30 protein-coding genes and 1 tRNA gene are annotated in these 26,164 nt (G+C 68.5%); 18 read left to right on the top strand and 13 right to left on the bottom strand.

Features of this window, described 5'->3' with window-relative positions; all coding sequences use genetic code 11:
- Nucleotides 1-45: 45 nt before the first annotated feature.
- From ACUYM2_RS00975 to ACUYM2_RS00945, 7 genes are all read left to right on the top strand, one after another.
- The gene (locus ACUYM2_RS00975; RefSeq protein ID WP_481598364.1) at nucleotides 46-309 is read left to right on the top strand and encodes a DUF6458 family protein; all 264 of its coding nucleotides are present in this window, start codon (nucleotides 46-48) and stop codon (nucleotides 307-309) included.
- 435 nt (nucleotides 310-744) lie between these two features.
- Entirely contained in the window at nucleotides 745-1,551 is an 807-nt protein-coding gene (locus tag ACUYM2_RS00970) for a DeoR/GlpR family DNA-binding transcription regulator (protein ID WP_481598363.1), read from the top strand.
- Entirely contained in the window at nucleotides 1,548-2,534 is a 987-nt protein-coding gene (locus ACUYM2_RS00965; protein ID WP_481598362.1) for a 1-phosphofructokinase family hexose kinase, read from the top strand. Before ACUYM2_RS00970 ends, ACUYM2_RS00965 begins: the two co-directional genes overlap by 4 nt.
- A gap of 2 nt (nucleotides 2,535-2,536) precedes the next feature.
- Nucleotides 2,537-4,609 (top strand): PTS fructose transporter subunit IIABC, encoded by a 2,073-nt coding sequence (locus tag ACUYM2_RS00960; RefSeq protein WP_481598361.1) that lies wholly within the window; start codon nucleotides 2,537-2,539, stop codon nucleotides 4,607-4,609.
- A gap of 58 nt (nucleotides 4,610-4,667) precedes the next feature.
- Entirely contained in the window at nucleotides 4,668-4,946 is a 279-nt protein-coding gene (locus ACUYM2_RS00955) for an HPr family phosphocarrier protein (RefSeq protein ID WP_056736454.1), read from the top strand.
- A 203-nt stretch (nucleotides 4,947-5,149) separates the two neighbouring features.
- The gene (locus ACUYM2_RS00950) at nucleotides 5,150-5,653 is read left to right on the top strand and encodes an SRPBCC family protein (RefSeq protein ID WP_481598360.1); all 504 of its coding nucleotides are present in this window, start codon (nucleotides 5,150-5,152) and stop codon (nucleotides 5,651-5,653) included.
- Between the two features lie 2 nt (nucleotides 5,654-5,655).
- A complete protein-coding gene (locus ACUYM2_RS00945) occupies nucleotides 5,656-5,943 on the top strand; it encodes a DUF7218 family protein (protein WP_481598359.1) in 288 nt (95 codons plus the stop codon).
- A gap of 37 nt (nucleotides 5,944-5,980) precedes the next feature.
- Here the strand turns inward: ACUYM2_RS00945 and ku are convergent, their stop codons facing one another.
- Entirely contained in the window at nucleotides 5,981-7,096 is a 1,116-nt protein-coding gene (ku, locus tag ACUYM2_RS00940) for a non-homologous end joining protein Ku (protein ID WP_481598358.1), read from the bottom strand.
- 40 nt (nucleotides 7,097-7,136) lie between these two features.
- Between ku and ACUYM2_RS00935 the strand changes: the two genes are divergently transcribed.
- Nucleotides 7,137-9,668 carry an ATP-dependent DNA ligase gene (locus tag ACUYM2_RS00935; protein ID WP_481598357.1) on the top strand — a complete coding sequence of 844 codons (2,532 nt, stop codon included), beginning with the start codon at nucleotides 7,137-7,139 and terminating at the stop codon, nucleotides 9,666-9,668.
- Nucleotides 9,669-9,697: 29 nt separating this feature from the next.
- Here the strand turns inward: ACUYM2_RS00935 and ACUYM2_RS00930 are convergent, their stop codons facing one another.
- Both ACUYM2_RS00930 and ACUYM2_RS00925 read right to left on the bottom strand, forming a co-directional pair.
- Entirely contained in the window at nucleotides 9,698-9,955 is a 258-nt protein-coding gene (locus ACUYM2_RS00930; protein ID WP_479778033.1) for a hypothetical protein, read from the bottom strand.
- A gap of 72 nt (nucleotides 9,956-10,027) precedes the next feature.
- Nucleotides 10,028-10,264 carry a hypothetical protein gene (locus ACUYM2_RS00925; protein ID WP_481598356.1) on the bottom strand — a complete coding sequence of 79 codons (237 nt, stop codon included), beginning with the start codon at nucleotides 10,262-10,264 and terminating at the stop codon, nucleotides 10,028-10,030.
- 112 nt (nucleotides 10,265-10,376) lie between these two features.
- Between ACUYM2_RS00925 and ACUYM2_RS00920 the strand changes: the two genes are divergently transcribed.
- The 3 genes from ACUYM2_RS00920 (at nucleotide 10,377) to ACUYM2_RS00910 (ending at nucleotide 14,015) form a co-directional block, all read left to right on the top strand.
- Nucleotides 10,377-10,880 carry an N-acetyltransferase family protein gene (locus tag ACUYM2_RS00920; RefSeq protein ID WP_481598355.1) on the top strand — a complete coding sequence of 168 codons (504 nt, stop codon included), beginning with the start codon at nucleotides 10,377-10,379 and terminating at the stop codon, nucleotides 10,878-10,880.
- A 267-nt stretch (nucleotides 10,881-11,147) separates the two neighbouring features.
- Nucleotides 11,148-12,737 (top strand): MFS transporter, encoded by a 1,590-nt coding sequence (locus tag ACUYM2_RS00915; protein ID WP_481598354.1) that lies wholly within the window; start codon nucleotides 11,148-11,150, stop codon nucleotides 12,735-12,737.
- A gap of 210 nt (nucleotides 12,738-12,947) precedes the next feature.
- The gene (locus tag ACUYM2_RS00910) at nucleotides 12,948-14,015 is read left to right on the top strand and encodes an FUSC family protein (RefSeq protein ID WP_481598353.1); all 1,068 of its coding nucleotides are present in this window, start codon (nucleotides 12,948-12,950) and stop codon (nucleotides 14,013-14,015) included.
- An 11-nt stretch (nucleotides 14,016-14,026) separates the two neighbouring features.
- Here the strand turns inward: ACUYM2_RS00910 and ACUYM2_RS00905 are convergent, their stop codons facing one another.
- The 5 genes from ACUYM2_RS00905 to ACUYM2_RS00885 form a co-directional block, all read right to left on the bottom strand.
- Nucleotides 14,027-14,815: an SDR family NAD(P)-dependent oxidoreductase gene (locus ACUYM2_RS00905; protein WP_481598352.1), complete on the bottom strand. Its 789-nt coding sequence runs from the start codon at nucleotides 14,813-14,815 to the stop codon at nucleotides 14,027-14,029.
- 32 nt (nucleotides 14,816-14,847) lie between these two features.
- Nucleotides 14,848-15,675, bottom strand: a complete 828-nt coding sequence (locus ACUYM2_RS00900) for a hypothetical protein (RefSeq protein ID WP_481598351.1) — start codon at nucleotides 15,673-15,675, stop codon at nucleotides 14,848-14,850.
- A gap of 83 nt (nucleotides 15,676-15,758) precedes the next feature.
- A complete protein-coding gene (locus ACUYM2_RS00895) occupies nucleotides 15,759-16,103 on the bottom strand; it encodes a GNAT family N-acetyltransferase (protein ID WP_481598350.1) in 345 nt (114 codons plus the stop codon).
- Nucleotides 16,100-17,443 carry an acyltransferase family protein gene (locus tag ACUYM2_RS00890; protein WP_481598349.1) on the bottom strand — a complete coding sequence of 448 codons (1,344 nt, stop codon included), beginning with the start codon at nucleotides 17,441-17,443 and terminating at the stop codon, nucleotides 16,100-16,102. Before ACUYM2_RS00890 ends, ACUYM2_RS00895 begins: the two co-directional genes overlap by 4 nt.
- A gap of 122 nt (nucleotides 17,444-17,565) precedes the next feature.
- A complete protein-coding gene (locus ACUYM2_RS00885; protein ID WP_138767747.1) occupies nucleotides 17,566-17,823 on the bottom strand; it encodes a metal-sensitive transcriptional regulator in 258 nt (85 codons plus the stop codon).
- A gap of 248 nt (nucleotides 17,824-18,071) precedes the next feature.
- On the opposite strand from ACUYM2_RS00885, the gene ACUYM2_RS00880 reads away from it, so the two are divergent.
- The 5 genes from ACUYM2_RS00880 (at nucleotide 18,072) to ACUYM2_RS00860 (ending at nucleotide 21,286) form a co-directional block, all read left to right on the top strand.
- The gene (locus ACUYM2_RS00880) at nucleotides 18,072-18,893 is read left to right on the top strand and encodes an SGNH/GDSL hydrolase family protein (RefSeq protein ID WP_481598348.1); all 822 of its coding nucleotides are present in this window, start codon (nucleotides 18,072-18,074) and stop codon (nucleotides 18,891-18,893) included.
- Nucleotides 18,894-18,981: 88 nt separating this feature from the next.
- Nucleotides 18,982-19,191, top strand: coding sequence for a dodecin (locus tag ACUYM2_RS00875; protein WP_476866914.1), 210 nt, complete (start codon nucleotides 18,982-18,984; stop codon nucleotides 19,189-19,191).
- Nucleotides 19,192-19,209: 18 nt separating this feature from the next.
- Nucleotides 19,210-20,181: an aldo/keto reductase gene (locus tag ACUYM2_RS00870; protein ID WP_481598347.1), complete on the top strand. Its 972-nt coding sequence runs from the start codon at nucleotides 19,210-19,212 to the stop codon at nucleotides 20,179-20,181.
- Nucleotides 20,182-20,396: 215 nt separating this feature from the next.
- Nucleotides 20,397-20,660, top strand: coding sequence for a GlsB/YeaQ/YmgE family stress response membrane protein (locus ACUYM2_RS00865; protein ID WP_175322464.1), 264 nt, complete (start codon nucleotides 20,397-20,399; stop codon nucleotides 20,658-20,660).
- 104 nt (nucleotides 20,661-20,764) lie between these two features.
- The gene (locus ACUYM2_RS00860) at nucleotides 20,765-21,286 is read left to right on the top strand and encodes a hypothetical protein (RefSeq protein WP_481598346.1); all 522 of its coding nucleotides are present in this window, start codon (nucleotides 20,765-20,767) and stop codon (nucleotides 21,284-21,286) included.
- Between the two features lie 35 nt (nucleotides 21,287-21,321).
- Here ACUYM2_RS00860 and ACUYM2_RS00855 read toward each other — a convergent pair whose 3' ends face one another.
- The 5 genes from ACUYM2_RS00855 to ACUYM2_RS00835 all read right to left on the bottom strand — a co-directional run bounded on the left by ACUYM2_RS00855 (nucleotide 21,322) and on the right by ACUYM2_RS00835 (nucleotide 24,334).
- Nucleotides 21,322-22,176, bottom strand: a complete 855-nt coding sequence (locus ACUYM2_RS00855; RefSeq protein ID WP_481598345.1) for a putative protein N(5)-glutamine methyltransferase — start codon at nucleotides 22,174-22,176, stop codon at nucleotides 21,322-21,324.
- Between the two features lie 115 nt (nucleotides 22,177-22,291).
- Nucleotides 22,292-23,200 (bottom strand): serine/threonine-protein kinase, encoded by a 909-nt coding sequence (locus tag ACUYM2_RS00850; RefSeq protein WP_481598344.1) that lies wholly within the window; start codon nucleotides 23,198-23,200, stop codon nucleotides 22,292-22,294.
- Nucleotides 23,197-23,499 carry a hypothetical protein gene (locus tag ACUYM2_RS00845; RefSeq protein WP_481598343.1) on the bottom strand — a complete coding sequence of 101 codons (303 nt, stop codon included), beginning with the start codon at nucleotides 23,497-23,499 and terminating at the stop codon, nucleotides 23,197-23,199. Before ACUYM2_RS00845 ends, ACUYM2_RS00850 begins: the two co-directional genes overlap by 4 nt.
- A gap of 110 nt (nucleotides 23,500-23,609) precedes the next feature.
- A complete protein-coding gene (locus tag ACUYM2_RS00840) occupies nucleotides 23,610-24,113 on the bottom strand; it encodes a MarR family winged helix-turn-helix transcriptional regulator (protein WP_481598342.1) in 504 nt (167 codons plus the stop codon).
- Between the two features lie 148 nt (nucleotides 24,114-24,261).
- A tRNA-Lys gene (locus ACUYM2_RS00835) sits at nucleotides 24,262-24,334 on the bottom strand.
- Between the two features lie 203 nt (nucleotides 24,335-24,537).
- On the opposite strand from ACUYM2_RS00835, the gene ACUYM2_RS00830 reads away from it, so the two are divergent.
- Together ACUYM2_RS00830 and ACUYM2_RS00825 are read left to right on the top strand one after the other, a co-directional pair.
- Complete coding sequence (locus ACUYM2_RS00830; protein ID WP_481598341.1) at nucleotides 24,538-25,194, top strand: hypothetical protein; 657 nt, start codon at nucleotides 24,538-24,540, stop codon at nucleotides 25,192-25,194.
- Between the two features lie 351 nt (nucleotides 25,195-25,545).
- Nucleotides 25,546-26,163: a DUF47 domain-containing protein gene (locus ACUYM2_RS00825; RefSeq protein ID WP_481598340.1), complete on the top strand. Its 618-nt coding sequence runs from the start codon at nucleotides 25,546-25,548 to the stop codon at nucleotides 26,161-26,163.
- Nucleotide 26,164 lies beyond the last annotated feature (1 nt).

The following is a 26,164-nucleotide window of genomic DNA, read 5'->3' as shown; positions in this document are numbered from 1 at the left end:
GCTTAGCAATACCTATCGGTCCCACCGGACACCAAGGAGCAAGTCATGAGAATCGGTTCCTCCATCTTCCTCATCGCCATCGGCGCCATCCTGGCCTGGGCCATCGCGCCCGGACTGATCCCCAACGTGGACCAGACGATGGTCGGCTACATCCTGATGGTGGTGGGCGTCATCGGGCTGGTCGCATCCCTGATCCTGGCGTCCGGCGGCCGCGGCCGCACCCGCCGCGTCAGTGAGACCCGATCCGTCGTCGACCCCAACACCGGCGAGACCATTACCCGCAATGAAAGCCGCGACGCCGGGATCTGATCCCCGGGCACAGCAACGCGCTACCCGACTGACCCGGACGCCGGGCCGGACCCCTGAGGTCTGGCCCGGCGTCCTGCGTTTAAGCCGCAGCCGCCGAACTCCTCAGGGCCCTTGTCGCAGCCCACGGGTCCGGCCATGCCCAACGCCCATCCGGACATGCCCAGCTTCGGACGCGGCGAACGGACATAGTCCCTAAATGCCCACGCTTCGGCCCGAGGAATGAGCATGTCCCCGGCTGCGGGTCTCCGAGAAATGGGCATGTCCCCCTGCCCGTCGAGACCGAGTTCTGCGTTCATGTGGTTTTTCATTGACAAAGCCACATGAACAAAGATAAAGTCAATCAATTCCACTTCATGTGATGGGGGTCACCGAAGTAGCCGGAACCCCGGAACGTGAAGCAGCAGCACCCGAAGTAATCGTCGCAATGGAGGGCAAGTGTTCGCAGAGGAACGCCAACAACTGATCGTGGAGCTCGTCGCCGCCAGCGGCCGGGCCAGCGTCACCGACCTCGCCGAGCGCTTCAGCATCACCACCGAAACCGTCCGCCGCGACCTGGCCACCCTCGAGATCGCCGGCACAGTCCGCCGGGTCCACGGCGGCGCTGTCTCTCCGGAGCGCATCAGCACCACGGAAGAAAGCATCCTCGAGCGCACCGTGCAGCGGCAGCCCGAAAAGACCCGGATCGCCGAGGCGGCCCTGGCCCTCATCCCGCAGGGGCGGTCCGGAAGCATCCTGATCGACGCCGGCTCCACCACGGAGGCCCTCGCTGAGCTGCTCGCGGCCCGCACGGCCGCCGCCGGAGCCGCCGGTGCCGCGGGCGACGCCGAACTCGTGGTCATCACTCACGCCCTGCCTATCGCGGCGAAGCTGTCCGGCGGGCCCGGCATCGCCTTGCACCTGCTCGGCGGCAAGGTCCGCGGCCTGACCCAAGCCGCCGTCGGCCAGTCCACCGTGGACGCCGCCGGGCGGATCCGGCCCGACATTGCGTTCATCGGCACCAACGGCATTTCCGCGGCCTTCGGGCTGAGCACTCCCGATCCTGAAGAAGCAGCCGTCAAGGCCGCCTTCGTCCACTCAGCGCGCCGCATTGTGGTGCTGGCTGATTCCTCCAAGCTGGACGCTGAAACGCTGGTCCAGTTCGCCTCCCTGAAAGATCTGGACACCGTGATCACAGACACGAAACCCAGCCCGGACCTCGCCGCAGCCCTTGCGGACGCCGGAGTGGAGGTGGTGGTCGCATGATCGTCACCCTCACGGCCAATCCCAGCCTGGACCGCACCGTGGCGCTGCCCGGCCCCCTGCTCCGGGGCGAAGTCCAGCGCGCCATTTCCGTCCGCCAGGAGTCCGGCGGCAAGGGAGTCAATGTCTCCCGCGCCCTCGTCGCTTCCGGTCTGAAAACCCTTGCCGTGCTGCCGGGAGCTGCGGCGGACCCGGTGCTCGCCGGGCTGCGGAACAGCGACGTACCGTTCGCCGCCCTGCCCATCGGCGAGCCGCTGCGCAGCAATGTGGCGCTCACCGAGCCCGGCGGCGTCACCACCAAAATCAACGAGCCCGGCCCGGCGCTGAACGCGGAACAGCAGGAGGCCCTGATCGGGCTGCTGCTGGACTCCTCCCGTGCCGCCAGCTGGGTTGTCCTGGCCGGGTCCCTCCCGCCCGGAGTCCCGGCCGACTTCTACGCCACCGTGACCCGGCGGCTGCGTTCCCTGCACGACGGCACCGAGGCACCCCTCATCGCCGTCGACTCCTCCGGCGAACCGCTCGCCGCCGCGATCTCCGGGGACGCCCTGGGGAAACCGGACCTGCTCAAACCCAATGCCGAGGAACTGGCGGAGCTGGCGGCCGCAGCCGGGTTTGCCACGAACAAGTCCGCCGAGGAACTCGAGGCCGATCCGGAGGCTGCCGCGGCAGCCGCCGCCGCCGTCGTGCGGTCCGGTGTGGGGGCCGTGCTCGCCACCCTCGGTTCCAAGGGTGCGGTACTTGTGACGGCCGACGGCGCGTGGCTGGCCACGCACCCGCCGGTCAAGGCGGTCAGCACGGTCGGCGCCGGCGATTCCTCGCTGGCCGGCTACCTGCTCGCCTCCAGCCAGGGCGCCGCCCCGGCCGATTGCCTGCGTCAGGCGGTGGCCCATGGTGCCGCCGCTGCTTCCCTGCCCGGCTCCACCGTCCCGGCAGTGCACCAAACAACCCCCGCCGCCGTAACCATCACGGCCCTGAAGAAGGATTGACAGTGACCCAGCTCATTACTACCGAACTGGTCGAGCTCGACCAGAATCTCGGCAATACGCCCGAGGACGTGATCCGCCACCTGGCAGGCAGAGTTGCAGCCAACGGACGCGCCACCGAAGTCGAAGGGCTCTTCACCGACGCCTTCGCCCGCGAATCCAAGACCGCCACCGGCGTGCCGGGAGGCATCGCGATCCCGCACTGCCGCTCGACGGCGGTCACGGAAGCGACGCTGGCCATGGCACGGCTGTCCCAGCCGGTCGATTTCGGAGCCAAGGACGGGCCGGCCGACCTGATCTTCTTCATCGCGGCCCCCGAAGGCGCGGACCAGGAGCACCTCAAGCTGCTCTCCAAACTGGCCCGGTCGCTGATCAAGAAAGACTTCACCGGCGCGCTGCGGGCCGCCACCACGCAGGCCGAGGTCGTGGAACTGGTCGAGGGCGCACTGGCAGACAAGCCCGCCAGCCACGCCGCCACCGTCCCCGCCGGGGCAGGCGCGGCGCCGGCCGGTACAAGCAGTGCGCCCGTGGCGGCTGAAGCGGCCGCCGGGGCCCCCCGAACCAAGCGCCTCGTTGCCGTCACGGCGTGCCCCACCGGCATCGCCCACACCTACATGGCCGCCGACTCCCTCGTGGCGGCCGCCAAGGAAGTCGGCGTGGACCTGCAGGTTGAGACCCAGGGCTCCTCCGGCGCCAAGGCACTGGATCCGGCTGTAATCGCCGCAGCCGACGCCGTCATTTTCGCCGTCGACGTCGATGTGCGCGGCAAGGAGCGTTTCGCCGGCAAACCGGTCATCAACGCCCCGGTCAAGCGCGGCATCGACGAGCCGGACAAGATGGTCCAGGAGGCCCTCGCCGCGGCCGACAACCCCAACGCCCGGCGCGTGCCGCACTACGGCGCCGAGGAACAGGCTCAGCACGAAGCCGAGGAAAAGGGCGAGCACATCGGCCAGAAGCTCAAGAAGGCCCTGCTCACCGGTGTCAGCTACATGATCCCGTTTGTGGCCGGCGGCGGCCTGCTGATCGCCCTCGGATTCCTGATGGGCGGCTACCTGATCACGAATTTCGCCGATGACATCGTGGTGCAGAACAGCCTCTTCAACCTGCCCACCGAGTTCCCGGACAACGCCTGGGGTCCGCTGGGCGCCTACCTCGGAGCCGTGCTGTTCAAGATCGGCGCGCTTTCGCTGGGCTTCCTGGTCCCGGCCCTGGCCGGTTACATCGCCTACGCGATCGCCGACCGTCCGGGTATTGCGCCCGGCTTCGTCGCCGGCGCCGTGGCCGGGTTCATGGGGGCCGGCTTCCTCGGCGGCATCGTCGGCGGCCTGCTCGCCGGCTACATCGCCCACGTGGTCGGACGCCTGCAGGTGCCCCGCTGGCTGCGCGGCCTGATGCCGGTGGTCATCATTCCGCTGCTGGCCTCGCTTGTCGCATCGGGCCTGATGTTCCTGATCCTCGGCGGTCCGATCGTCGCCATCACCAAGGGCCTGAATGCCTGGCTCTCCGGCCTCACCGGCGCGGGTGCAATCGCCCTCGGCGTGATCCTGGGCCTGATGATGTGCTTCGACCTCGGCGGCCCGGTCAACAAGGTTGCCTACTCCTTCGCCGTCGCCGGACTCGGCGCCGCATCCATGGACAACCAGGCGCCGTGGCAGATCATGGCCGCCGTGATGGCCTCCGGCATGGTGCCGCCGCTGGCCATGGCCCTCGCCTCCACCGTGCTGAACAAGAAGCTGTTCAGCCTCGCAGAGCAGGAGAATGGCAAGGCCGCCTGGCTGCTGGGCGCGTCCTTCATCTCTGAAGGTGCCATCCCCTTCGCCGCTGCCGACCCGCTGCGCGTCATCCCCGCCAGCATGGTGGGCGGCGCGGTGACCGGTGCCATTTCGATGGCGGCCGGCGTCGGGTCCAAGGCCCCGCACGGCGGCATCTTCGTCTTCTTCGCGATCGACAACTTCCTGATGTTCGTCGTCTCGATCCTGGTCGGCACGGTGGTCACCGCGCTGTCCGTGATCGCGCTCAAGCGCTGGGCAGTCAAGAAGACCGTTGATACGGTTGAACCGGTTCCCGTAACCGTCTGAGCCGGTCCGAACAGACCTTCCCGAGCTGATCATCCATAGCTGAAATCAAGGAGCAGAAATGACCGAACGTAACGCCACCATTGCCAGCCGCGTAGGGCTCCACGCCCGCCCGGCCGCCATCTTTGCCGAGGCTGCAGGCGAGTTCGATCTCGAAATCACCATCGCCCGGCTCGGCGAACCGGAAGACGAGGCCATGGACGCGGCCAGCATCCTGTCGCTGATGAGCCTCGGCGCATCGCACGGCGAGGTTGTGGTGCTGCGTGCCGAGGGCGACGGCGCCGACGCCGCCCTGGAGCGCCTCGTCCAGATCCTCGAGACGGACCACGACGCCGAATAAGGGCACGCCGCGGCGGCCCGGCAGCACCCTTCGCGAGGGTAGTGCCGGGCCGCTGTCGTTTCTGCTCCCGGGCCCGCCCGGGGACAAACCGTAAGGGGCCTTAGTAAATGCTTGTTTTCCCTTCCCTACGTCGATAGCTTGGAAAACGCGGCTGAGGCCCGGGCAGCCGCCAGGACCAGTTCCCGGCTATAAGGAGACGAAGCGTGACAAGCGTGCAGGAAAGCATCGAAGTCGACGTCCCCGTGTCGACTGCGTACAACCAGTGGACCCAGTTCGAGACCTTCCCGGAATTCATGGGGGGCGTCGAGGCCGTCGAGCAGATCGACGAGACCTGCCTCCAGTTCCGCACCGACATCGCGGGCGTGCGGCGCGAGTATTTGGCCCAGATCACCGAGCAGACACCGGACCGCCGGATCGCTTGGGTCAGCACGGACAAACCCCGCAACGCCGGCACCGTCACGTTCGACTCCCTTGGCGCCGACCGCACCCGCGTCAGCGTCGAACTGGAGTGGGAGCCCGAAGGCATGGTGGAAAAGGCCGGCTCCGCGGTCGGTGCCGACAGCCGCCAGGTCAGCACCGACCTCGGCCGCTTCAAAGAGTTCATCGAGTCCCGCGGCATCGAAACCGGCGAGTGGCGCTCTTCCGTTGACCGCGGCGAGGTCGACGACGTCGCGCCGACCGATCCCGCCGACGGGGGGCCGCGGTAGCCATGCCCACGAAGAAAGGTGAGCCCAAGGGTTCCGAGAGCCCCAGCATCAAGGACCCGGAACTCTACGAGGCCCTGTTGGACGACGGCGCCTCGAAGCAGAAGGCTGCCCGCATCTCCAACGCAGCGGCCAAGCGGGGCCGGTCCTCGGTGGGCCGCAAGGGCGGCAGGTCTGACGACTATGAGGACTGGACCGTCCCGCAGCTAAAGGACAAGGCCAAGGAAGTCGGCCTCAGGGGCTATTCAGCGAAAAAGAAGAGCGACCTGATTTCCGCGCTGCGGAATTCCTGAGCCCATGACGTCAGCGCCGCAGGCGGCCACCCCCGGCTCAGGCGCGCTTGCGCGCCGTCCCCTTCGCGGCGGTTGTCTTGGCGGCAGCGGTCTTGGAAGTGGTGGTTTTCGATGCGGCACTCATCGACGCCGTCGCCTTGGCTGCGGGGGTCTTCGCTGCGGTTGTCTTGGACGCCCTGCCGGTTCCGCCGGCACCCCCGGACGCTGCCTTCGCGCTGGTCCTGGCGGCGGCCTTCGGGGCCGCCTTCGACCGGGTGGCCTTGGCCGGGGCAGCCTTCGCCTTGCTGCCGGCCGCCGCGCCGTCGTCCTCCCCTGCGCCGTCGTCGTCTGCGGCGGCGCGGGAACCGTTCCCGGAACCGGCAGCGGCTCCGCGCTTGCGCTCGATGCTGCGCTTCAGAGCGTCCATCAGGTCGATCACCTCGCCGGTTCCGGCCTCCGCCGCGGGGGCACCGAAGGTCTCCTCGGTGTCCAGAGACTCGCCCTGTTCGATCTTGGCGTCGATCAGTTGGCGCAGTTGGAGCTGGTACTCGTCGGTGAACTGTTCCGGCTCGAAGTCCGCCGCCATCGAGTCCACCAGGGCTGCGGACATTTCCCGCTCCTGCGCCGAGATCCGCACACTGGTTTCAAGCGCGGGGAAGCTCGCCTCGCGCACCTCGTCGGCCCAGAGCAGGCCCTGGAGCACCAGCACATCGCCGCGGATCCGCAGCGCGCCGAGCCGGGTCTTTTCCCGCAGCGCGAACTGCACGACTGCCACCCGGTCGGTGTCTTCCAGCGCCCGGCGCAGCAGCACGTAGGCCTTGGGCGACTTGGCATCCGGCTCGAGGTAGTAGCTTTTCTCGAACATCATCGGGTCGAGCTGGTCGGCGGGCACGAACTGCACCACTTCGATCTCGTGGCTGTTCTCCGCCGGGATCGATTTGAGTTCCTCGCGGCTGAGGATCACCGTGCGGCCCTCGTCTTCGTAGGCCTTGTCGATGTCCTCGTAGTCGATGATCTTGCTGCAGATTTCGCACCGGCGCTGGTAGCGGATCCGGCCGCCGTCGGCGTTGTGGACCTGATGCAGGCTAATGTCGTGGTCCTCGGTGGCGCTGTAGACCTTCACCGGCACGTTGACCAGCCCGAACGCTATCGCGCCTTTCCAGATGGCTCTCATGGCTCAAGTGAACACCAGACCCGCACGGAGGTGAAGTGTTTTGGCTGACAGCAAGGAACGCGTCCGCGTTGACGGCCGGGAACTGGTGCTGACCAACCTGGAGAAGGTGATGTACCCGGAGACCGGTACGACCAAGGCCGATGTGCTCGCCTACTACGCCGCGGTGGCGCCCGTGCTGATCCCGGCCGCGGCGAACCGACCGGCCACCCGGAAGCGCTGGGTCCACGGCGTGGGGACCGCCGGGGCGCCCGGGGAGATGTTCTTCCAAAAGAACCTGGACCATTCCACGCCGGGCTGGGTGCCGCGCGCGTCCATCACGCACAAAGAGCGCACCATCCAGTACCCGCTGGTCAACGACCCCGCCACGCTCACCTGGCTGGCTCAGATCGCGGCCCTTGAGATCCACGTTCCGCAGTGGCGGGTGGATTCGCACGGCAACGCGCTGCCGCCGGACCGGCTGGTGCTTGACCTTGATCCCGGGGACGGCGCAGGCCTGGCCGAGTGCGTGGAAGTCGCCAAACTGGCCCGCAGCATCCTTCAGGACGTGGGCCTGGAGCCCGTGCCCGTGACCAGCGGCAGCAAGGGCATCCACCTTTACGCCGCGCTGGACGGGACCCAAAGCTCGGACCAGGTCTCCGAGTTTGCCCACGAACTGGCCCGGGCGTTGGAGGCGGACCACCCGGACCTGGCGGTCAGCGACATGAAGAAGACCCTGCGCACCGGCAAGGTACTGGTGGACTGGAGCCAGAACAGCGCCGCGAAAACCACGATTGTGCCCTACTCCCTGCGGGGTAGGCTCCGGCCCACGGTGGCGGCACCGCGGACCTGGCGGGAGCTCGGCTCGCCGTCCCTGCGCCAGCTCGATTACCAGGAGGTGATGAAGCGGGTGCAGGCGGGCAAGGACCCGTTCGCAGCCATCTCGGGCGGGGCCCACCGCGGCGCGCACTCCCCCGCCGCGCCGGCGGCCAGCGCCGGTGGTACCTCCGGGTCCGACGGCCACGCTTCGGCGAGTACCGGCGACGGCGGCGACACCGACTCCCGGCTGGAGACCTACCGCGCAAAGCGGGACTCGGCCGCCACGCCGGAGCCTTTCACTGCCGAACAGCACCGCAGCAGGACCGCGGGCGGCACACTCCGGGAAAGCTTCGTCATCCAGGAGCATCACGCCAGCCGGCTGCACTTCGATTTCCGCCTCGAGCGTGACGGCGTGCTGGTGTCTTGGGCGCTGCCCAAAGGCGTCCCCACCACCAAGGCCAAAAACCACCTCGCGGTCCAGACCGAAGACCATCCGATGGACTACGCGGACTTTGAAGGCACCATCCCCAAGGGCCATTACGGGGCGGGCACCGTCAGCATCTGGGACCGCGGGCACTACGAGTGCGAAAAGTGGATCGCGGGCAAGGAGGTTATCGCCACCCTCACTGGAGAGGACGGCGGCGGGCTGGGCGGCACCCGGAGGTTCGCGCTGATCCACACCGGCAAGTCCAACGACCAATGGCTCATCCACCTCATGGACACCCCCGACGCCGGGCACGGCCACCACGCTGCCCCGGAGGAACAGCAGCCGGCCACTGCAGGCCCCCCGGCCGGCTCCGCTCCGGACCCGGCGGAGCTCTCACCGATGCTGGCGAGCCCCGGTAGCCCGGCGGACCTGGCGGACAAGGACTGGCAGTTTGAACTGAAATGGGACGGTATCCGGGCCCTGGTCCTGGGCGACGCGCAACAGATCCGGCTGATCAGCCGCAACGGCAACGACATGTCCGCCAGCTACCCGGAGCTGACGGATCGCTCCTGCTGGCCGCCTGAGGAGTTCGCCGCCGACGGCGAGATCATCGCGGTGGGACCGTCCGGCAGGCCCGACTTCGGGCTCTTGCAGGGTCGGATGAAACTGAGCAAGGCCGCCGACGTGGCGAAGGCGCAGGCTTCGACCCCGGTGCGCCTGATGCTCTTCGACCTGCTCACCGAGGGCGGCGAGGACCTCCGGCGCCGCCCCCTCCGGGAGCGGCGGGACCGGCTGGAGGCCTTCTTCCGGGCCGGTACCCGGGGCGGCGCCTGCCCGGTGGGACTGTCCGAGGTGATCGACGCCGACGTCGGGCACATCCTGGAAAGCGCCAAGGAGCTGGGACTCGAGGGCGTGATGGCCAAGCGCACCGGCGGGCGCTACGTCGGCCAGAGAAGCCGGTCCTGGCTCAAGCTCAAGCTTGGCAAGACCCAGGAAGTGGTAGTGGGCGGCTGGCGGCCAGGCAACGGCGGCCGCCGCGACACGGTCGGTTCGCTGCTGCTGGGCATCCCGGAGGGAACGAAGCTGCGCTACGTGGGCCGGGTGGGCAGCGGCTTCAGCGGCCGCGAACTCAGGGAATTGCGCCAGCAGCTGGATGCTTTGCCGCGCAAAACCTCGCCGTTCGCGGAGGTTCCCGCCGAAGACGCCTCCGACGCCCGGTGGGTGTCCGCGAAGCTGGTGGGCGAGGTCTCGTTCGGCGAATGGACGGCCGGCGGGAAGCTCCGCCACCCGGTCTGGCGGGGCTGGCGCCTGGACAAGGCCCCGGCCGACGTCGTCGTCGAACATGGCTGAGGGCCCGCCGTGGCGGGCCCCCAGGGTGTTCAGTCGTGATGGGGGATCTGCGGGCGGCTTTGCCGGTGGATGGCCGCGTCTGCCACCTGCTGTCCCTGCTGGCCGCGGACAACGTCGCGGTCCTTGGGATGACGGTGCTTCCCGCTGCCGTCTGGCCACTCGTGGCCGTCCGCGGGCGACGGCGGTTCGGGCCGCTTGCTCTCCGGCCCGGGCACCTCGTCCATGGACTCCGCCAGGTGACCTGCAACCTCCGGCTCGATCTCTTCTTTCGAGTGATGATCCGCCATGGCTCTTCCTTTCTGCGATGAAATGAAGCGTCCCCCAATCGTAGGTCTGCGCCGCTGCGATGTCTCTAGGTCCTACCAGCGGACTTTCTTCTGCGCGGGACCCGGCTTGCCGCTGGCGTGGGTGGGCTTGTGGCTGCGCCCGACACTGGGCAGCCCGGCCCCGCCGCGGGACTTGCTGGCCAGCATTTCCTTCTGGGCATCGGTGAGGCGGGATTTGACGCCCTGCCCCGGCGTCCCCGGGGCGCCGGGCTCTTCGCGCTTGCCGGACTCGGCACTGCCGCTTGTGTCACTGCCGGTGTTGTCACTCATGGAAGGTTCTCCTCGGATCGGCTTTTACCAGCACCGGCAACGACGCCGGCGATGGGTCAACCATAGGCGGCGTCCGCGCCGTTGGACAGAGCCCCTGAAGTTAGGCTGGGGCATGGACTACAGGATCCGCCGGGCCGTCGCCACGGACGCTGATGCGTTGGTGCGGATGCACACCCTGGCCCACGAGGAATGCTACGGACACCTGTTGCCTGCACGGTTCTTCGAGGCCAGGCTCAGCAACATCGCCGTGCGTGTGGAGCAACGCCGACCATATCTGGAGAGCGCCGAACCCCGGATCATCGCTGTCGACGCGGGCAATGACATCGTAGGATTCGCCGATGCGGGTACCGGGCGGGACGAGGACCGGCCCGTGGAACTGGAGCTGTTCTCCCTCTACACTTTGAGCCGCACCCACGGCACCGGGCTCGGCGCTGCCTTGCTGCGCGCCGCGATTGGGGCCTCATCCGCGTACCTTTGGGTGCTGGAGGGCAACCCGCGGGCTGACGCGTTCTATGCCAAGCACGGGTTCGTCCCGGACGGGAAGCGCAAACTGCTGTCGGCCGAGTGGAACTCGCTACCCGCGGTGCGGATGGTTCGGCCCGCCGCGCACCTCTGAAAGAGGCCGGAATAGCCTCGGAAAGCGCCCCAATCCGGGCCAACGCGGAAAAACTTGGCGGAGATGCCCCGGAAGCGGCTTCTTCCCAAGAGCGGCGCGGATAAACCCGGCCCGAAGTCACCGCCGATAGTGCCCCTTTGCACCGGAATCGGCGGATCATACGGCACCAAAATCGGAAACGCCATGGAAATCGCGTAAAATTGAGAGCCTGCCCGGAGCGGGGCAGCTACAAGTCGCAAGCAAATGATCTCCATAGGAGCTTCCCAAATGCCCACAGACCGAAGCACGACCGACTCTTCAGCAGGCGTTATTCACGCCGGCGGAACCAACCAAGGCGCACCACGGGGCGTCAAGAAACCGAAGCTGCGTCGCCGTCGACTCCGCGAGTCCGACGTCAACGTTGTCGACCAGCCGATGCTTAAGAAAGCGCTCGGCGGCACCATCGTGGGTAACACCATGGAATGGTACGACGTCGGCGTGTTCGGCTACCTGATCACCACCATGGGTCCGGTGTTCCTACCTGAGGCTGACAGATCAGTCCAGACCCTCTTCCTGCTCGGCACCTTCGCCGCCACCTTCATTGCCCGTCCCCTCGGCGGAGTCGTGTTCGGCTGGCTCGGCGACAAGATCGGCCGGCAGAAGGTCCTCGCCGCGACACTCATGATCATGGCGGCCAGCACTTTCGCCGTCGGCCTCCTGCCGGGTTACGCCCAGATCGGCATCTGGGCTGCTGTCCTGCTGGTCCTGTTCAAGGTGATTCAGGGCTTCTCCACCGGCGGCGAGTACGCCGGTGCCACGACCTTCGTGAGCGAGTACGCCCCGGACAAACGGCGCGGATTCTTCGCCAGCTTCCTGGACATGGGCAGCTACCTCGGCTTCGCCGCCGGCGCCGCCCTGGTTTCGGTACTGCAGCTGACCCTCGGCCAGGACACCATGGAGCAGTGGGGCTGGCGCATTCCGTTCCTGCTGGCCGGTCCGCTGGGCCTGATTGCCGTTTACTTCCGGAGCAAGATCGAGGAATCCCCCCAGTTCCAAGCCACCCTGGATGCCCAGGAAAACCTCGCCAAGGATGCCACCGCCGGTGACGCGGCCGCGTCCAAGGGCCCGGTGGGCATCGTGAAGGCCTACTGGCGCTCCATCATCGTCGCGATGATCCTGGTAGCCGCAGCCAACACCGCCGGCTACGCCCTGACGTCGTACATGCCGACCTACCTGACCGAGTCCAAGGGCTACGACGAGCTTCACGGCACCCTGCTGACTATCCCCGTGCTGGTCATCATGAGCCTGTGCATCCCGCTGACCGGCAAGCTCTCCGACCGGATCGGCCGCCGCCCTGTGCTGTGGATCGGCGCCCTGAGCACCGTCGTCCTGGCTACCCCCGCGTTCCTCCTGATTGGCGTCGGCGAGATCTGGTCCACGCTGGCCGGCCTCGCCTTGATCGCCTTCCCGGTGACGTTCTACGTGGCCAACCTGGCGTCCGCGCTGCCGGCCCAGTTCCCGACGGCCAGCCGCTACGGCGCCATGGGCATCGCGTACAACTTCTCGGTGGCCATCTTCGGCGGCACCACCCCGTTCATCGTCGCCGCGCTGATCAACGCGACCGGCAACGACATGATGCCGGCCTACTACCTGATGGCCACCTCGGCGATCGGCGCAGTGGCTATCTACTTCCTCAAGGAATCGGCCCAGATGCCGCTGCCGGGCTCCATGCCGAGCGTCGACACCCAGGCCGAGGCCCGCGAACTGGTCGCGACGCAGGACGAAAACCCGCTGATCGACCTGGAGCACATGGACATGCCGCTCACCTCGGCCGACGCAAACGGCGGGGACGCCGGCAAGGTTCCGGCCCGGTCCTAGTCCAGGCCCGACGGACCGGAACGCCCTAACCAGCGCCCCGCCCAGAGAGGCCTGTCCCGCGTACTTTTCCATTGGGGGAAGCACACGGGGCAGGCCTTTGGCGCGTTTGCCGGCCGCCCGGCCGGCGCGCCTGTCGGCTGCCGCCTGCGTCCCGGGGCGCACCCGTCCGTACCCCGTCCCCGCCCCACTCCGTACCCCGAGGAGGTCCGCGTGCAGTCCCTGTTTCGCCACGTCCGCGTCCTGCACCGCCTTGGCCCGGCGAACCGCGACCGCGTCTCCGCGCTGCGCGTCGCCGTCAGCGTGGCGGTGCCGTCCCTGGCGCTGCTCGCGGCCGGTCGGCCGGACCTCATCATCTACGCCGTGTTCGGCGCCCTCACAGGGATGTACGGCCGCTCCGAACCGCACCAACTCAGGCTCAAGCACCAGCTCCACGCGGCCTTCGTGCTGGTCGGCGGGCTCGGCGTCGGCGTGCTGCTCTCGGTGAACCAGATCCACTCCTGGGCGCTCGTGGCCGTCGAATCGGTCCTGGCCGCCGCGGGGTCCCTGTTCGCGGACAGGGTAGGGCTGCGGCCCAACGGCCCGTTCTTCGGCATCCTGGCGCTGGGAGCCTGCGCCTCCATCCCCACCTCTGTCCCGTGGCCTCTCGCCCTCCTGATTGGCGCGGGGTCCGCCGCATTCGCCATGGCGGTCGGCTTCGGCGGCTGGGTCCGCGACCGGGCCTGGCAGCGCGGCGCCGGACGCGACGTGCAACCGCTGCGCGGGGTCCGCCGCCGCGCGGCCTGGATCCACGCGGCGCGGTACCTGGCCGCGGTAGCCGCGGCCGGCAGCCTCGGGGTCATCAGCGGCAGCGGGCACCCGCACTGGGCGATGGCCGCCGCGGCGGTCCCCCTGGCGGGCGCGGACCTGCCCAGCAGCGTCTACCGCGGTCTGCACCGGATCGTCGGCACCCTGCTGGGCCTGGTGGTGGTCGCCGTGGTGCTGTTCCCTTGGGCGGGGTCACCACTGCGGCTCTTTCCCGGACACGAAACGGCGGTGGTGGCGGTCCTGGTGATCGTCCTGCAATTCACCACCGAGCTCTTCATGGCCCGCCACTACGGCCTGGCCATGGTGTCCTTCACCCCCGTGATCCTGCTGATGACGCAGCTGGCGTTTCCCGCCGACCCGCGGCTGCTGGTGGCAGAGCGGGCGGTCGAGACCCTGATCGGTGCCTGCACCGGGATCGCCGTCGTGGTCCTGATCCGGCGCCGCCGGCCGTCCGTCCCGGCGGCGGGCCCGTAGGCCGGCTGCCCCTACTTCGCGCGGCGCGGCGGTCCGGCGACGAGCCGGGCGGGCAGCACCCGCGCCGCAGCCGTGAGCAGTTTGTACCTTTTGCTTGGGATCGAGACGGCCTTGCCCTTGTCGTTGTCGGCGAGGCCTTCGCGGACCACCTGTTCGGCCTGCAGCCACATCCAGCGCGGGGCCACCGCCTTGTCCATGCCCATCCGGTCGTGGAATTCGGTGTGTGTGAAGCCGGGGCAGACCGCCGTCACCTTAACCCCGCGCCCGGCATAGGCCAGGTTGGCCCAGCGGCTGAAGCTGAGCAGCCACGCCTTCGCGGCGGAATACGTTTCGCGGGGCAGGAAAGCCGCCACGCTCGCGACGTTGATGATCCGGCCCGACCGCCTTTGAAGCATGCCCTGCAGCGCGGCGTGCGTCAGTTCCATAGCCGTCTCGACGTGCAGCTTGAGGTGCCGCTTTTCGTCGGCGATGTCGTTGTCGGCAAAGGACTGCAGCAGCCCGATCCCCGCGTTGTTGACCAGGATGTCCACCGGCCGCGCCGGATCGGTCAGGCGTGCGACGACGGCGGCCACGCCGGCGTCGTCCGCCAGGTCGGCGGCCAGCGTCTCCGCGCGGACACCGTAGCGGTTTTCCAGCTCCGCTGCGCGGTCCCGCAGCCGCGCCTCGTCACGTGCCACCAGGACGACGTGGTGGCCCTGCTGGGCAAGCTGGCGGGCGAACTCGGCGCCGAGGCCGGCGGCGGCGCCGGTAACCAGGGCGGTGCCGGCGGTGGCTGAGGGTCCTTGCGCGGGTGTGTTCATAGCCACAGCCTAGCGGCGCGGTCCGCTGGCCTTCAGGCGACGACCGGACCGGCGGCGAGTTCGCCGTCCGCCGGGCCGTCCGGGGCGCTCTTCAGCCCAGCGCTGCTCAGGTCACGGCTGTTTGACTCAGCACTGTTCAGCCCAGCACTGTTCAACCCGGCACCGGCCGCATCCGTAGCACGGTAGCGCTGCTGCAGCTCTTCGGCGGCGAGCTCGTACCAGGTGTGGGCGCCGAACGAGGGGCTGGGGGTGTCCAGGTGGCGGTACAGCGCATCGGCCAGCTGGCCGAGGGCCGTGTCGGACAGTGCCTGCACGGTGGCAGCCGGATCCAGGGTCCCCTCGAAGTAATCTGAGAGCTCAAGGCCTTCGATCAGCTCCGGATCGGCCGCCGCGCCGCCGGTGCCGTCCGGCGCGGGACCGGCGCCGTCGAGGGTATCGACCTCCGCCAGCAGCCGGCCGTTGACGGCTCCGCTGATTTCGCCGTCCAGGCCCGCCAGCGCCTCGCCGTCGGAGCCTACGTGGAGCAGGCAGATCGGCAGCTCGGCAGGCTCCTGGAGGCGGACCCCGAAGGACTCGGAGCCGCCCGGGGCCATCCCGGCGGCGGCCGCTACGTGCTCCGGGGTGGCCGCCGGGTCGTTCGTTGCGGCGAGCTGGCGGAGGTAGAGCAGGATCTCCGGGTCGAGGTGGGAGGCGCCGTGCAGATCGATGCTGACGTCCGAGCCAGCGGCAAGACGGCTTGCGCGACGCACGATGTGCAACAGGGCGGGATAGTTTGCCTGGGTCAAGCAACCGGTGACTTCGAGAGTCACGTGTCCGGGATCGACATCAACACGGACAAGCACACGCAGTTTGTGGTTCACGGGGTTCTCCAAATGACACGTCCTTGAGCCAACTGCATAACTCAAGCTAAACCATACGAAATTGTCGCCCCGCTCACAAGCGGTTACGCCCCGGCGGGTGCCTGTTCGGGCCAGTCGATGCACTGGTTGTAGGCGTCGTGTTTGCGCAGGTAGCGGTAGATGAAAGGGCAGTGCGGGATGATCCGCTTCCCCGAGGCCACCACGTCGTCCAGGGCGAAGTGGGCGAGCACACTGGCCAGCCCCTGCCCCTTGAATTGTTCGGCCGTCTCGGTGTGGATGAAGTCCACGTGGCCCGGCCGGTCGATGTAGCGCACCTGGACCGCGAGCTTGCCGCCGACATGGAGCTCATAGCGGTGCAGGGCATCATTGCGGGTGGTGGAGACGTCCGGGCTGAACGTGTCTTCCGTAGCTGCCGAGTTCTCCGTCATGGTTCGAGATTGGCACTTAATGGCGGGTGTGGCAATGGCCGTCCGGGTCCGTCCGGCCCGCTTCCTGTTGCGCCCTGGGCCGCGCCGCGGGCCGGAACGCGGCCCAGCAGCAGCACGGCGAGCGCAAAGCAGGCCGCTCCGCCGCCGAGCAGTCCCACAGTGAGGCCGTTGAGAGCCGCGTCGGCCACCGGAAGGAAGACGACGACGACGGCCGTCACCACGGCGGCCGCCGGCCGCGTGCGGGACTGGCCAGGCGCCGTCGGGCGCTCCTCCAGCGGGCCGAACATCACCAGCACCGGCAGCAGCAGCACGACCACGCCCAGCAGCACCAGCGGGCGGGTCCACCACCACGCCAGGCTCCCGCCGGCCGGTTGCGGAAGGTCGGTCAGCAGCAACAGGCCGGACATCGCCGCCAGCAGCGGCAAGTGCCACAGGTAGACGGTCATCGAGCGCCGCCCCACCCGGGCCAAAACCCTCCGGACCCGGCCGAGGGCCGTCAGCCGGGAAAGCAGGGGCCGGACCAGCTGCAGCGTGGCGGCCTGGGCGGCGGCCAGCAGGAGCAGGGTCACATTGGGCGGGTTGAGGTTGACCAGCATGTTTCCGGAGTACAGCCGCAGCACCACCAGGACACCGAGCAGCAGGTTGCTCGCCGCGACGATGCCGAGCAATCCCGACGGCGCCAGGCCCTGCAGTTTCCCGTCGGCCACGAGGAAGCCAAGCTGCTGCACAGCGCACCAGAGGAAGACCATGTTGGCGTAGGCCAGCGCGGGCAGGGCGCCGCGGAGGCTGTCCACCGCCGCCACAAGGACAACGAGGCCGGCAAGGGTGGACCAGGGTGCCCGGTCATGGAGAGCGGCCAGCCAGGGTAGATTCAGCTGTGCGGCGAGGTAGGCGGCCAGGAACCAGAGCGGCATGCCCGCGCCGGTGGCGAGCAGCTGGATGACCTGCGGATCGACTCCGCTGAGCCTGGCGGCCCACAGGCCGGTGAACATGGCGGCCAGCAGGACCGCCGCCGGGCGGACCAGCCGCAATAGCCGGCCCTGGACGAACTCGACGGCATTGCCGCCCCGGTCGCGCAGCCGGCGCCAGGAATGCAGGCCGGTGACTCCGCCGGCGACGAAGAACAGCGGCATCACCTGCAGCACCCACACCACCGGTTCGAACCAGTGCTGGTTCCCCAGGGTGTTTTCCGAGCTCACGGTTCCGTCCGGATGCAGGACCGGGCTCACCATCAAGGTGTGGCCGATGACCACCAGCGCGAGGCAGAAGAAGCGGGCCAGGTCGATGACCAGGTCGCGCTCCGGCGCGGCCGCTGCCGGGCCGCCTGCAGGCTGCTGCATGGGACTCCTTAGCCTCGCGGCAGGGTCACCCGGCCGCGCTTCCTCCATTGTCGGCCCAGCCGGAAGGAACGCAAAAGGCCGGGATCATCAGCTGATCCCGGCCTCCTGGCGATGGCATGCGCTTAGGCGAGCGAGAGGAAAAGTTTCTCCAGCTCGGCACGGTCCAGGCTCGGATCCTCCTGCTGCATGCACTGCTGCAGCCCGGTGGCGATGATGGAGAATCCCGCCTTGTCCAGGGCGCTTGAGACGGCGGCAAGCTGCGTGACGACGCTCTTGCAGTCCCGGCCCTCTTCGATCATGCGCGTGACCGCAGCGAGCTGGCCCTGGGCCCGGCGCAAGCGGTTAATGACGGACTTCATGTCCGTGGGATCGAGTTCCATGGCGGCCTCCCGGAGTAAATGGTTTCCCTCCCATGATATACCCCCCTTGGTATTTTCCCTACCCGCAGTGGTATGGGGGGCTCCGACTGCTCCACAGGCGTCGTTCCGGGACCCCACAAGGGCTGTTACGGAGCAGCCGTCGGCCAAACGGGCGCTAATACCATCCGGTAGGGACGTAAGTACCTACCGGAGCCCGGTGCGGTAAGCGTATTGCTGGAGGTGTGAACGCGGCCAGCTTCGGTAATCCGGTGAGGGCCCGAAAAGGTGCCACCACCGGCCCGGGCCCCTGGAATCGCTACGTCGCGCTGGGGGATTCGTTCACCGCCGGCCTCGGCGACCCCGAGCCCCTGAGCCCCGGCGGCATGAGGGGCTGGGCGGACCGGATCGCCGAGGAACTCAGCGGCGCCCGCGGCGATTTCTCCTACGCCAACCTGGCCATCAGCGGCCTGGTGCTGCAGCAGATCGTGGACCAGCAGCTTGGCCCGGCGATCGCCCTGAAACCGGATCTGGTGACCCTCTCCGCGGGTGGCAACGACCTGGTCTTCCACCGCCGGGACCCCGACCGGCTCGCGGTGAGCCTGGACGCGGCGGTCGCGGCGCTCTCGGCCGCCGGCGCAACCGTGGTGCTCTTCACGGGACCGGACTGGGGAGACACTCCCGTCTTCGGCCATATCCGGGGAAAGGTGGCCGTCTTCAACGAAAACATCCGGACCATCGCGGCCCGCCACCACGGCGTGATCGCGGACCTGTGGACGCTGCGGCAGCTGAGCGACCCCCGGATGTGGGATCCGGACCGCCTGCATTTTTCCCCCCTGGGCCACCACACGATCGCGGGCATGGTGCTGGACACCCTGCAGGTCCCGCACGGCCTGCAGCCGCTGCAAGCCAAACCGCTGCCGGCAGGCACCTGGCGGGAGACCCGTGCCGGCGACCTGGCCTGGGCCACTCACTACCTGCTGCCCTGGATGATCCGGCGCGTCCGGCCGCGCGACGGCGACGCGCCGCCCGCGCCCAAGCGGCCCGAGCCCGGACCGGTCTTCGGCTTCCCCACCACTGCCGCGCACCCCTAGTCCGGCCGGCATCTGTCGGCTACTCTGCAGGGACTGCCCCGGCCAACGGCCCAAGACAGCAGACCGATGACGATCACGAGGAGCGAAGTTGTCTAATCACACCTACAGCATTTCTGAAATTGTCGGGACCTCGAATGAAGGCGTGGACGCCGCCGTCCGCAACGGCATCACCGAGGCCGCGAAGACCCTGCGGAACCTGGACTGGTTCGAAGTCAAGGAGATCCGCGGGCACCTCGAAAACGGCCAGGTCGCCGACTGGCAGGTGACCATCAAGCTCGGGTTCCGGCTGGAGCGCTGACGTCCGGGAGGCCGGCGAATGCAGTACACCCAGCTGGGCCGCTCCGGCCTGAAAGTTTCGCGGCTCTGCCTGGGCACCATGAATTTCGGTCCGCAAACGGCAGAGCCGGATGCCCATGCGATCATGGACTCCGCACTGGACGCCGGCATCAATTTCTTCGACACGGCCGACGTCTACGGAGGCTCCAAGCACCGCGGCTGGACGGAGGAGATCCTGGGCCGCTGGTTTGCCCAGGGCGGCGGCCGGCGGGAACGGACGGTGCTGGCCACCAAGGTCTACGGCACCATGGCGGACCAGCCGAATGAGTCGCGGCTCTCCGCGTTGCACATCCGCCGGGCCCTCGACGCAAGCCTGAGGCGCCTCCGCACCGACTACATCGACCTCTACCAGTTCCACCACGTGGACCGGAACACCCCCTGGGAAGAGATCTGGCAGGCCGTGGATGTCGCGGTGCAGCAGGGGAAAATCGTGTACTCGGGCAGCAGCAATTTCGCCGGCTGGCACCTGGCCCGGGCACAGGAGGCCGCAGCGCACCGGCATTCAAACGGACTGGTCAGCGAGCAGTCGATCTATAACCTGCTGACCCGCAACGTGGAACTTGAGGTGGTTCCGGCCGCGCAGCACTACGGCCTGGGGATCCTGGCGTGGTCGCCGCTGCAAGGCGGGCTGCTCGGTGGCGTGCTCAAGAAGGAGCACGACGGCGTCCGCCGGGCCGAGGGCCGCGCCCTGGAAGCCCTCAATAAGCACCGGAACCAGATCCGCCGCTATGAGGACTTCGCCGACGAGCTCGGCCATGAACCCGGGGAACTGGCACTGGCCTGGCTGCTGCACCAGCCGGCCGTGACGGCGCCGGTCACCGGACCACGGACCCGGGAGCACCTTGACGCCGCCCTCCGGTCCCTGCAGATTGAGCTCGACGCCGCGGCCCTCGAGCGCCTGGACGCCATTTTTCCGGGCCCCCGGACCGCCCCGGAAGACTACGCATGGTGAGCGCCGCCGCGGCCATGACCCCGCCCGGAGCGGTGCTCGTCTGCGCATTTCCGGCCCGCTATCCGCGCGTAAATTCCCGGTAAATACAAGGATTTTGGAACTTTTCCGCGTGCCGAGTGGCGTTTTGATAGTAAGCATGATTAGTATTTAGGCAGAAGGATGAAGCGCACCCGGCAACCCGGGTGTCTCCTCAATGAAAGAGAAGGGCCGATAAAATGGGTTTTTTCGCATTTCTAATTCTGGGTCTTATTGCCGGAGCAATTGCTAAGGCTATCCTGCCGGGACGTCAGGGTGGTGGCTGGGTCATCACGCTGATCCTTGGTGTTGTGGGCGCCCTCCTGGGCGGCCTCATCGGTAGCGCGATCTTCGGCACCGGACTGCAGGAATTCTTCTCGCTGACGACGTGGTTGCTGGCGATCGGCGGTGCGATCATCGTACTGCTGGTTTACGGCATGATCACCAAGCGCTCGCACCGCTAAATCGGTGTGACCGGAAACCGGTCCCGGGATTCCTTCCTGGGGCCGGTTTTTTGGCACCACCACCTTTTCGAACAGTTCCAGAGCACCAAGAGCAGGAGTACAGCATGAAAGCCAAACTTCTTTTCGGCACCGGCCTTGCGGCAGGTTACGTCCTGGGATCCCGTTCCGGCCGGGCCGCCTACGAAAAATTGAAGGCCCGGGCAGCAGACATCTGGCAAAGCAAGCCGGTCCAGGACAAGGTGGCTGCCGCGGCCGACGTGGTCAAGGAAAAGGCCCCCGAAGTCTCCAGCCAGCTCACCGAGGCCGCCCGCCGCGCCGGAACCGTGATCAGCTCCGCCGCCCACAGGGACGACACCCCGGCCCGGAGCGCCTCCGGCCCTGAAAGCCCGGCACAAAGCCCCGCGGCAACCCCCACCGGCGCCATCCCGGCCCACAGCACCCACCCCGGCACGGCCAACCTGGGGACCTCCGGTGGCGCCCACATCGCCGTGGACGGCGGTTCCGAGGCCGCAGCGGACGTCCATTCGGATCCCGCCCTAACTGACGAAACCGGGCAGGACTGGTCCGACGAGGGCGGCGCCACTCCCGCCGGGCCGGCCACCAACGTCGACCCGGACAAGCACTGACCGGACGGGTTCAAACACGACGGGGATGGGCCCCCTCAGCAGCGGCTTGGGCCCGTAGCACCGGCACTGACGGGGCCCAGCACCACGGTGGCGTCCCGCTTCCGAGAGCTGAGCACTCGGCCGGAGAGCCCGTTTCCGGCAAAGATTTCGACCGTCTGCGGCGCCTGCCGCCGGCTGGTTTCCATCAGCAGGTAGCCGCCCGGCGCCAGCCACTCCGGTGCCGCGGCGGCTACACGCCGCTGTAGCTCCAGCCCGTCCGGGCCGCCGTCGAGGGAAATCTGCGGCTCGTGCAGGCGGGCTTCGGGCGGCATGGTCCCGATCATCGCCGAGGGAACGTAGGGCGCATTGACGGCCAAGAGGTCCACCCGGCCGCGGAGCCGCTCCGGCAATGCTCCGTAGAGATCGCCCTCGTACACCTCCCCTCCCAGCGGCAGCAGGTTGCGCCTCGCGCAGGCCGCCGCAGCAGGGTCGAGGTCAGCTGCATGCAACTCGAGCGGCCCGGCCAGCGCAGCGAGCGCGACACCGACGGCGCCGGAGCCGCAGCAGAGGTCGACGACGACGGGCACCCTTCCCGCCCGACCCGCCTTGCCTGGGCTTCCTGCGCGCAGGAGCTTTGCCGCCTGCCGGACGAGGTACTCGGTGCGGCGCCGGGGAACAAAGACGTGAGGGTCCACAGCGATGCGGAGGCCGCAAAACTCCGCCCAGCCCAGTAACTGCTCCAGCGGCAACCCCGAGACCCGCTGGCGGACCAGCGCTTCCAGCTCGCCGGCCGTGGCCGCGGCGGCAGCCAGCAGGGCGGCCTCTTCTTCGGCAAAAACGCAACCGGCAGCGCGAAGCCGCCGAACCACCTCGACCGCCGCGGGCCGCGGGGGCACTGCCTGCATCGACATGGCTCCCTCTTCCACCGCGGTTTTCCGGCCGCCGTTTCCGGCCGCCGGCCTGCAAGCCATGCTATCCACGTCGGGGGAGTACTGGTGGTCGGGCAGCCGGCGGCTTGTCCGACCCTCAGCCGACCAGGCGAAGCGGCGGGAGGGCCCGCGCGAGCCTGCCGGCCAGCTTGTGGGCCGCTGCCGCCGTAGGGCGCGCCGCGGGATCCATCGCCGTCATGGCGGCCAGCAGGGACACCCAGGCGGCCCCCAGTTCGGCCGGGATCTCCGGCCCGCGCAGGGTGCGGGCCACGAGCGATTCGACGGGGGTTCCGGGGTACGCCTTCACCCCGGTGAGGCACTCGAGCAGCACCAGCCCCAGCGCATAGATGTCGGAGGCCGCGTGGAGCGGGTGCCCGGCCGCCTGCTCCGGGCTCATGTAATGCACGGTGCCCGACGATTCGCCGGGTTCAGGCGCAGCGCCGGCCTGCGTGGCGATCCCGAAGTCGGCGATTCGGACCGAACACCTCCGGAGCGCACTCAGCAGGATGTTTGCAGGCTTGACGTCCCGGTGGACGAGCCCGCGTGAGTGGATGTGACGGAGCCCGGACAACGCGGCGGCGGCCCAGCCGGCCACTTCCTCCGGCCCGGAGATCCCGCCGCGGATCCGCTCCGCCAGGCTGCCGCCGTAGGCGAACTCCTCGACCAGGAACGGTCGGCCCGCCCACTGGCCACCGGGCGGCACCGTGCCGGCGGCGACGAAGCCGACAACGGCCGGGTGGTCCAGCGAGGACAGCACGCGCGCTTCGGAATGGATCCGCCGCGCGTCCTTCTCGGTGGGGCCCTGCGCCACCTTGAGGGCCACCGGCCTGCCACTGAGCAGGTCAGTTCCCCGGAAGACCGTGGCGGTCGCCCCGCTGCCCAGGAGTTCGTGCACCAGGAAGCGGCCTTCGGGAGCCCCGGGCAGGGGCAGGATCCGGCCGCTGAGGCCGGCGGTCGACGCTGCGGGGCGGGTCTGCGCCGCCACGGGCACGGGCACGGCGCTCACGACAGCGCGGCGAGCGCGTTGGAGGTGTGGACGATGCCGTCCAGCTGAAATCCGCACTCGCATCGCCACACCGGCGGAAGCCCGGCGGAGGCGAAGCCGGCGTCGAAGGTGTGGACGGACACGGCATCCAGCGCCGGGGCCGTCCATTCCATCGGGGTTCCGCAATGGCTGGGCGCCTGGCTGGGCGGGTTCGAGGGCAGCAGGGGGGCCGCGGCGCCCGGCTTGGCCGGCGAGTGGGGCGGAACCTGCGGGCCCGCACCGGCTCCCGGGGTTCCGGCGATCGTCAACAACTCAGCCACGACTCCTCCACGCAAACGATTATCTGACACAAGTAGTAAGCATACATATCACTAGTCCAACTAGCTAGTTGCTAGGCGCAGATATTCTCCACGGGCGCTCTCGCCGCGCGTCAGTGTCGTTCGGTGGGCTCGTTCAGGGCCTCGGTCATGCGCTGCAGGAAGGCCACGATGACGTGGCACTCCTCTGCGGTGAGCTCCTCCGCTACCGCCAGCATCCTGCGGTGCATCTCCCCGAGCGTGGCGCGCACCTCGGAATCCGTCGCGGCGGTGGGGACGATCACCAGGGAGCGCCGGTCGGTGGGGTGCGGCTCGCGGCGCACGTGCCCGCTGGTCACGAGCCGGTCGATCAGCGATGTGGTGGAAGCCGTGGTGATGCCAAGCATACGGCTCAGGTCCTTGGGTCCTACCTGCTCCCCGGCGGACTCCGCGCGCAGCAGGTACCGCAGGGCCAGCAGGTCGGTCTCGCCCATGCCCATGGAGTCCCGGGTGGAGCGCCGGGTGGCAACCTCGGCCGCCCGGTACCCGCGGAGGGCCTGCAGCACCGCGGTGGGCGGGTCGATCCGCTCGTCGGGGCCATACCAGTAGCCTGAGCCTGCCGCGGTATCCGAGTTCATCCAATAATCCTAGCCGAACTAACTACTAGCCAGGCTTGCTTGTCTCATGTGCTCCGGCGGCTCCCGCGGCTCCGGAATCCGGGCGCAAAAAACCCCCGGCTTCCTGTTGCCAGGCTGCCGGGGGTTGTTCCACTCTTCGCTAAAAGAGTGGGCCCTGTGGGGATCGAACCCACGACCCACGGATTAAAAGTCCGATGCTCTACCAACTGAGCTAAAGGCCCCAGCCGACAGCCGCAACGGGAGGAAATCCACCCCATTGGCGGGCGCGTCGGCCCAGTCCATTTCTGGACGTTAACACTGTACCCCAGACACGGGCGCGCTTCGTTACCGGACCCGACACGCCGCCGTCGTACTCCCTTCCGGCCCCCTCGCGCCGGACTGCGCCGTGCTCGATTCCCTGAATGCACAGGAGTAGCGTGATGGCATGAGCGAGCAAACAGGAGCCAGCAGCCCCGGACCGCACCGTCACCACAAGCCGAAGCCCTTTGCGCCCATTGACTTCGAACCGTTCGCCGGCGGCGCGGACCCGGCGCGGGTGTCCGAGGCGGCACACCTGGCGGCCCAGGCGCTCGTGCGCCGCGGACGGGACAGCGACGACCCCACGGTCACCCGGCGGCTGGTGAAACTCGCCGACGAACAAGGGCTCGACGCCATCGCCGAGATGTGGGCGGAAAGCCCCGCGCGTTCCCTCCCCGGCGCCCTCTGGCGGCTTTACGCCCTCCGCGCCGCCACCATCCGGGATCCGGAACGGATTTCCGTCTACTTCAGGGCGGGCAAAGACACCGCGCAGGTCTCCCACGTGGTGGCTGGCGCAGCCGAACCTCCCGGCGCCGAGGAAATGAAGTCCATGGCGGACGCCATCCTCTCCGGCGCCTTCGACGGCGAGTTCGACGTCGCGCTGGAACGCTCGGCGGCATTCTGCCGGGTGGTGGCGCTGGGCCAGGCCACCCTCGCCGATGGCGCCGAACACAGCAACGAGAGCCACGCGAGCAAACTCACCCGGAATTCGCACCTCCTGGTCAAGACCGCCGAGGACCTCGAACACGCCGCGAATGCCTGGCGGCTGGGCGAGCTGGACTGAGCGCCTCCCTCGGCCCGGAGTGCCGGCGACCGGCCCCGCAGTGCCGCTTCGCGGCACTGTTGATACACACGCCGGCGCCCGGCTGTCAATGTTGACTTGGTCCTGCCGACGGTGAAAACTAAAGGCGGTGCCGAGCCGCGAAACCCCCGGGCTTCAACAATTAGCCGCCTAGAGCGGCCTACCGCCGAGAGGCGTATCCGGTTCGGCACCATTTTCATGCCCGCCTCCGGGCGCGGTTCCCGGCGGGCGAAGTACGGGCGGTAAAGTGATCCCCATGCGCGGGTCATCGTCACGTTCCAGGGCCGGCAGACAACACCCGTGTAAGCCTCGTCCGGAGACCGGTAACCCCACGTGAAGCTGCGCCTTTTCCCCCAGGAGCCCGCAGGGCTGAACCTGCTTTCCCAGATGGCCCGGCAGATAGCCCTGGCCACGGGAACCCTTTCGGAGATCCTCGGCGCCCCTGCCAGCGAGCACTCGCGCCTGGTGGAGGACATGCATGACCACGAGGCGAAATCCGCGGAACTGCACTTCGCCCTCCTGACGCACATGCGGACGAGCTTCCTGAACCCGCTCCCCCGCGAGGACATGTACGCGCTCTCCCGCTACCTCAACGAGGCAATGGAGAAGCTGGACGCCGCCGCGGACCTGGTGTTCCTCTACAAGCTGGAACGCCTGCCCAAACGCGCCGCTGACCAGCTGGAAATCATCAGCCGCCAGGCCGAGCTCACCGTGGACGCCATGCGCAGGCTGGACAACCTGGATGACCTCGAGGACTACTGGATCGAGGTCCTCCGCCTTACCAAGCGCGCGGAGCGCACCCACCGGGTCTGGGTGGCGGACATGCTCAAGGACATGAAATCAGCCCAGTACGCGCGCAACCGCGACATTGCGGACCAGCTCGTGGAGGTCACGAAGGACATGCGGCGGATCGCCACCCAGGTGGGCAGCATCATCGTCAAGGAATCCTGAG

This window comes from Arthrobacter sp. SD1074B (genome assembly GCF_056780195.1).
The sequence above is the reverse complement of the archived record's forward strand: the minus strand, read 5'-3'. Positions and strand labels throughout refer to the sequence as shown.

Excerpts from the sequence above, each read along its gene's own strand:
- ACUYM2_RS00920 (WP_481598355.1), top strand. The coding sequence starts at position 10,377 with ATGGACTACAGGATCCGCCGGGCCGTCGCCACGGACGCTGATGCGTTG.
- ACUYM2_RS00975 (WP_481598364.1), top strand. The coding sequence starts at position 46 with ATGAGAATCGGTTCCTCCATCTTCCTCATCGCCATCGGCGCCATCCTG.
- ACUYM2_RS00860 (WP_481598346.1), top strand. The coding sequence starts at position 20,765 with ATGAAAGCCAAACTTCTTTTCGGCACCGGCCTTGCGGCAGGTTACGTC.
- ACUYM2_RS00905 (WP_481598352.1), bottom strand. The coding sequence starts at position 14,815 with ATGAACACACCCGCGCAAGGACCCTCAGCCACCGCCGGCACCGCCCTG.
- ACUYM2_RS00885 (WP_138767747.1), bottom strand. The coding sequence starts at position 17,823 with ATGGAACTCGATCCCACGGACATGAAGTCCGTCATTAACCGCTTGCGC.
- ACUYM2_RS00945 (WP_481598359.1), top strand. The coding sequence starts at position 5,656 with ATGCCCACGAAGAAAGGTGAGCCCAAGGGTTCCGAGAGCCCCAGCATC.
- ACUYM2_RS00865 (WP_175322464.1), top strand. The coding sequence starts at position 20,397 with ATGGGTTTTTTCGCATTTCTAATTCTGGGTCTTATTGCCGGAGCAATT.
- ku (WP_481598358.1), bottom strand. The coding sequence starts at position 7,096 with ATGAGAGCCATCTGGAAAGGCGCGATAGCGTTCGGGCTGGTCAACGTG.
- ACUYM2_RS00930 (WP_479778033.1), bottom strand. The coding sequence starts at position 9,955 with ATGGCGGATCATCACTCGAAAGAAGAGATCGAGCCGGAGGTTGCAGGT.
- ACUYM2_RS00855 (WP_481598345.1), bottom strand. The coding sequence starts at position 22,176 with ATGTCGATGCAGGCAGTGCCCCCGCGGCCCGCGGCGGTCGAGGTGGTT.
- ACUYM2_RS00840 (WP_481598342.1), bottom strand. The coding sequence starts at position 24,113 with ATGAACTCGGATACCGCGGCAGGCTCAGGCTACTGGTATGGCCCCGAC.
- ACUYM2_RS00830 (WP_481598341.1), top strand. The coding sequence starts at position 24,538 with ATGAGCGAGCAAACAGGAGCCAGCAGCCCCGGACCGCACCGTCACCAC.
- ACUYM2_RS00870 (WP_481598347.1), top strand. The coding sequence starts at position 19,210 with ATGCAGTACACCCAGCTGGGCCGCTCCGGCCTGAAAGTTTCGCGGCTC.
- ACUYM2_RS00955 (WP_056736454.1), top strand. The coding sequence starts at position 4,668 with ATGACCGAACGTAACGCCACCATTGCCAGCCGCGTAGGGCTCCACGCC.
- ACUYM2_RS00890 (WP_481598349.1), bottom strand. The coding sequence starts at position 17,443 with ATGCAGCAGCCTGCAGGCGGCCCGGCAGCGGCCGCGCCGGAGCGCGAC.
- ACUYM2_RS00895 (WP_481598350.1), bottom strand. The coding sequence starts at position 16,103 with ATGACGGAGAACTCGGCAGCTACGGAAGACACGTTCAGCCCGGACGTC.
- ACUYM2_RS00915 (WP_481598354.1), top strand. The coding sequence starts at position 11,148 with ATGCCCACAGACCGAAGCACGACCGACTCTTCAGCAGGCGTTATTCAC.
- ACUYM2_RS00965 (WP_481598362.1), top strand. The coding sequence starts at position 1,548 with ATGATCGTCACCCTCACGGCCAATCCCAGCCTGGACCGCACCGTGGCG.
- ACUYM2_RS00925 (WP_481598356.1), bottom strand. The coding sequence starts at position 10,264 with ATGAGTGACAACACCGGCAGTGACACAAGCGGCAGTGCCGAGTCCGGC.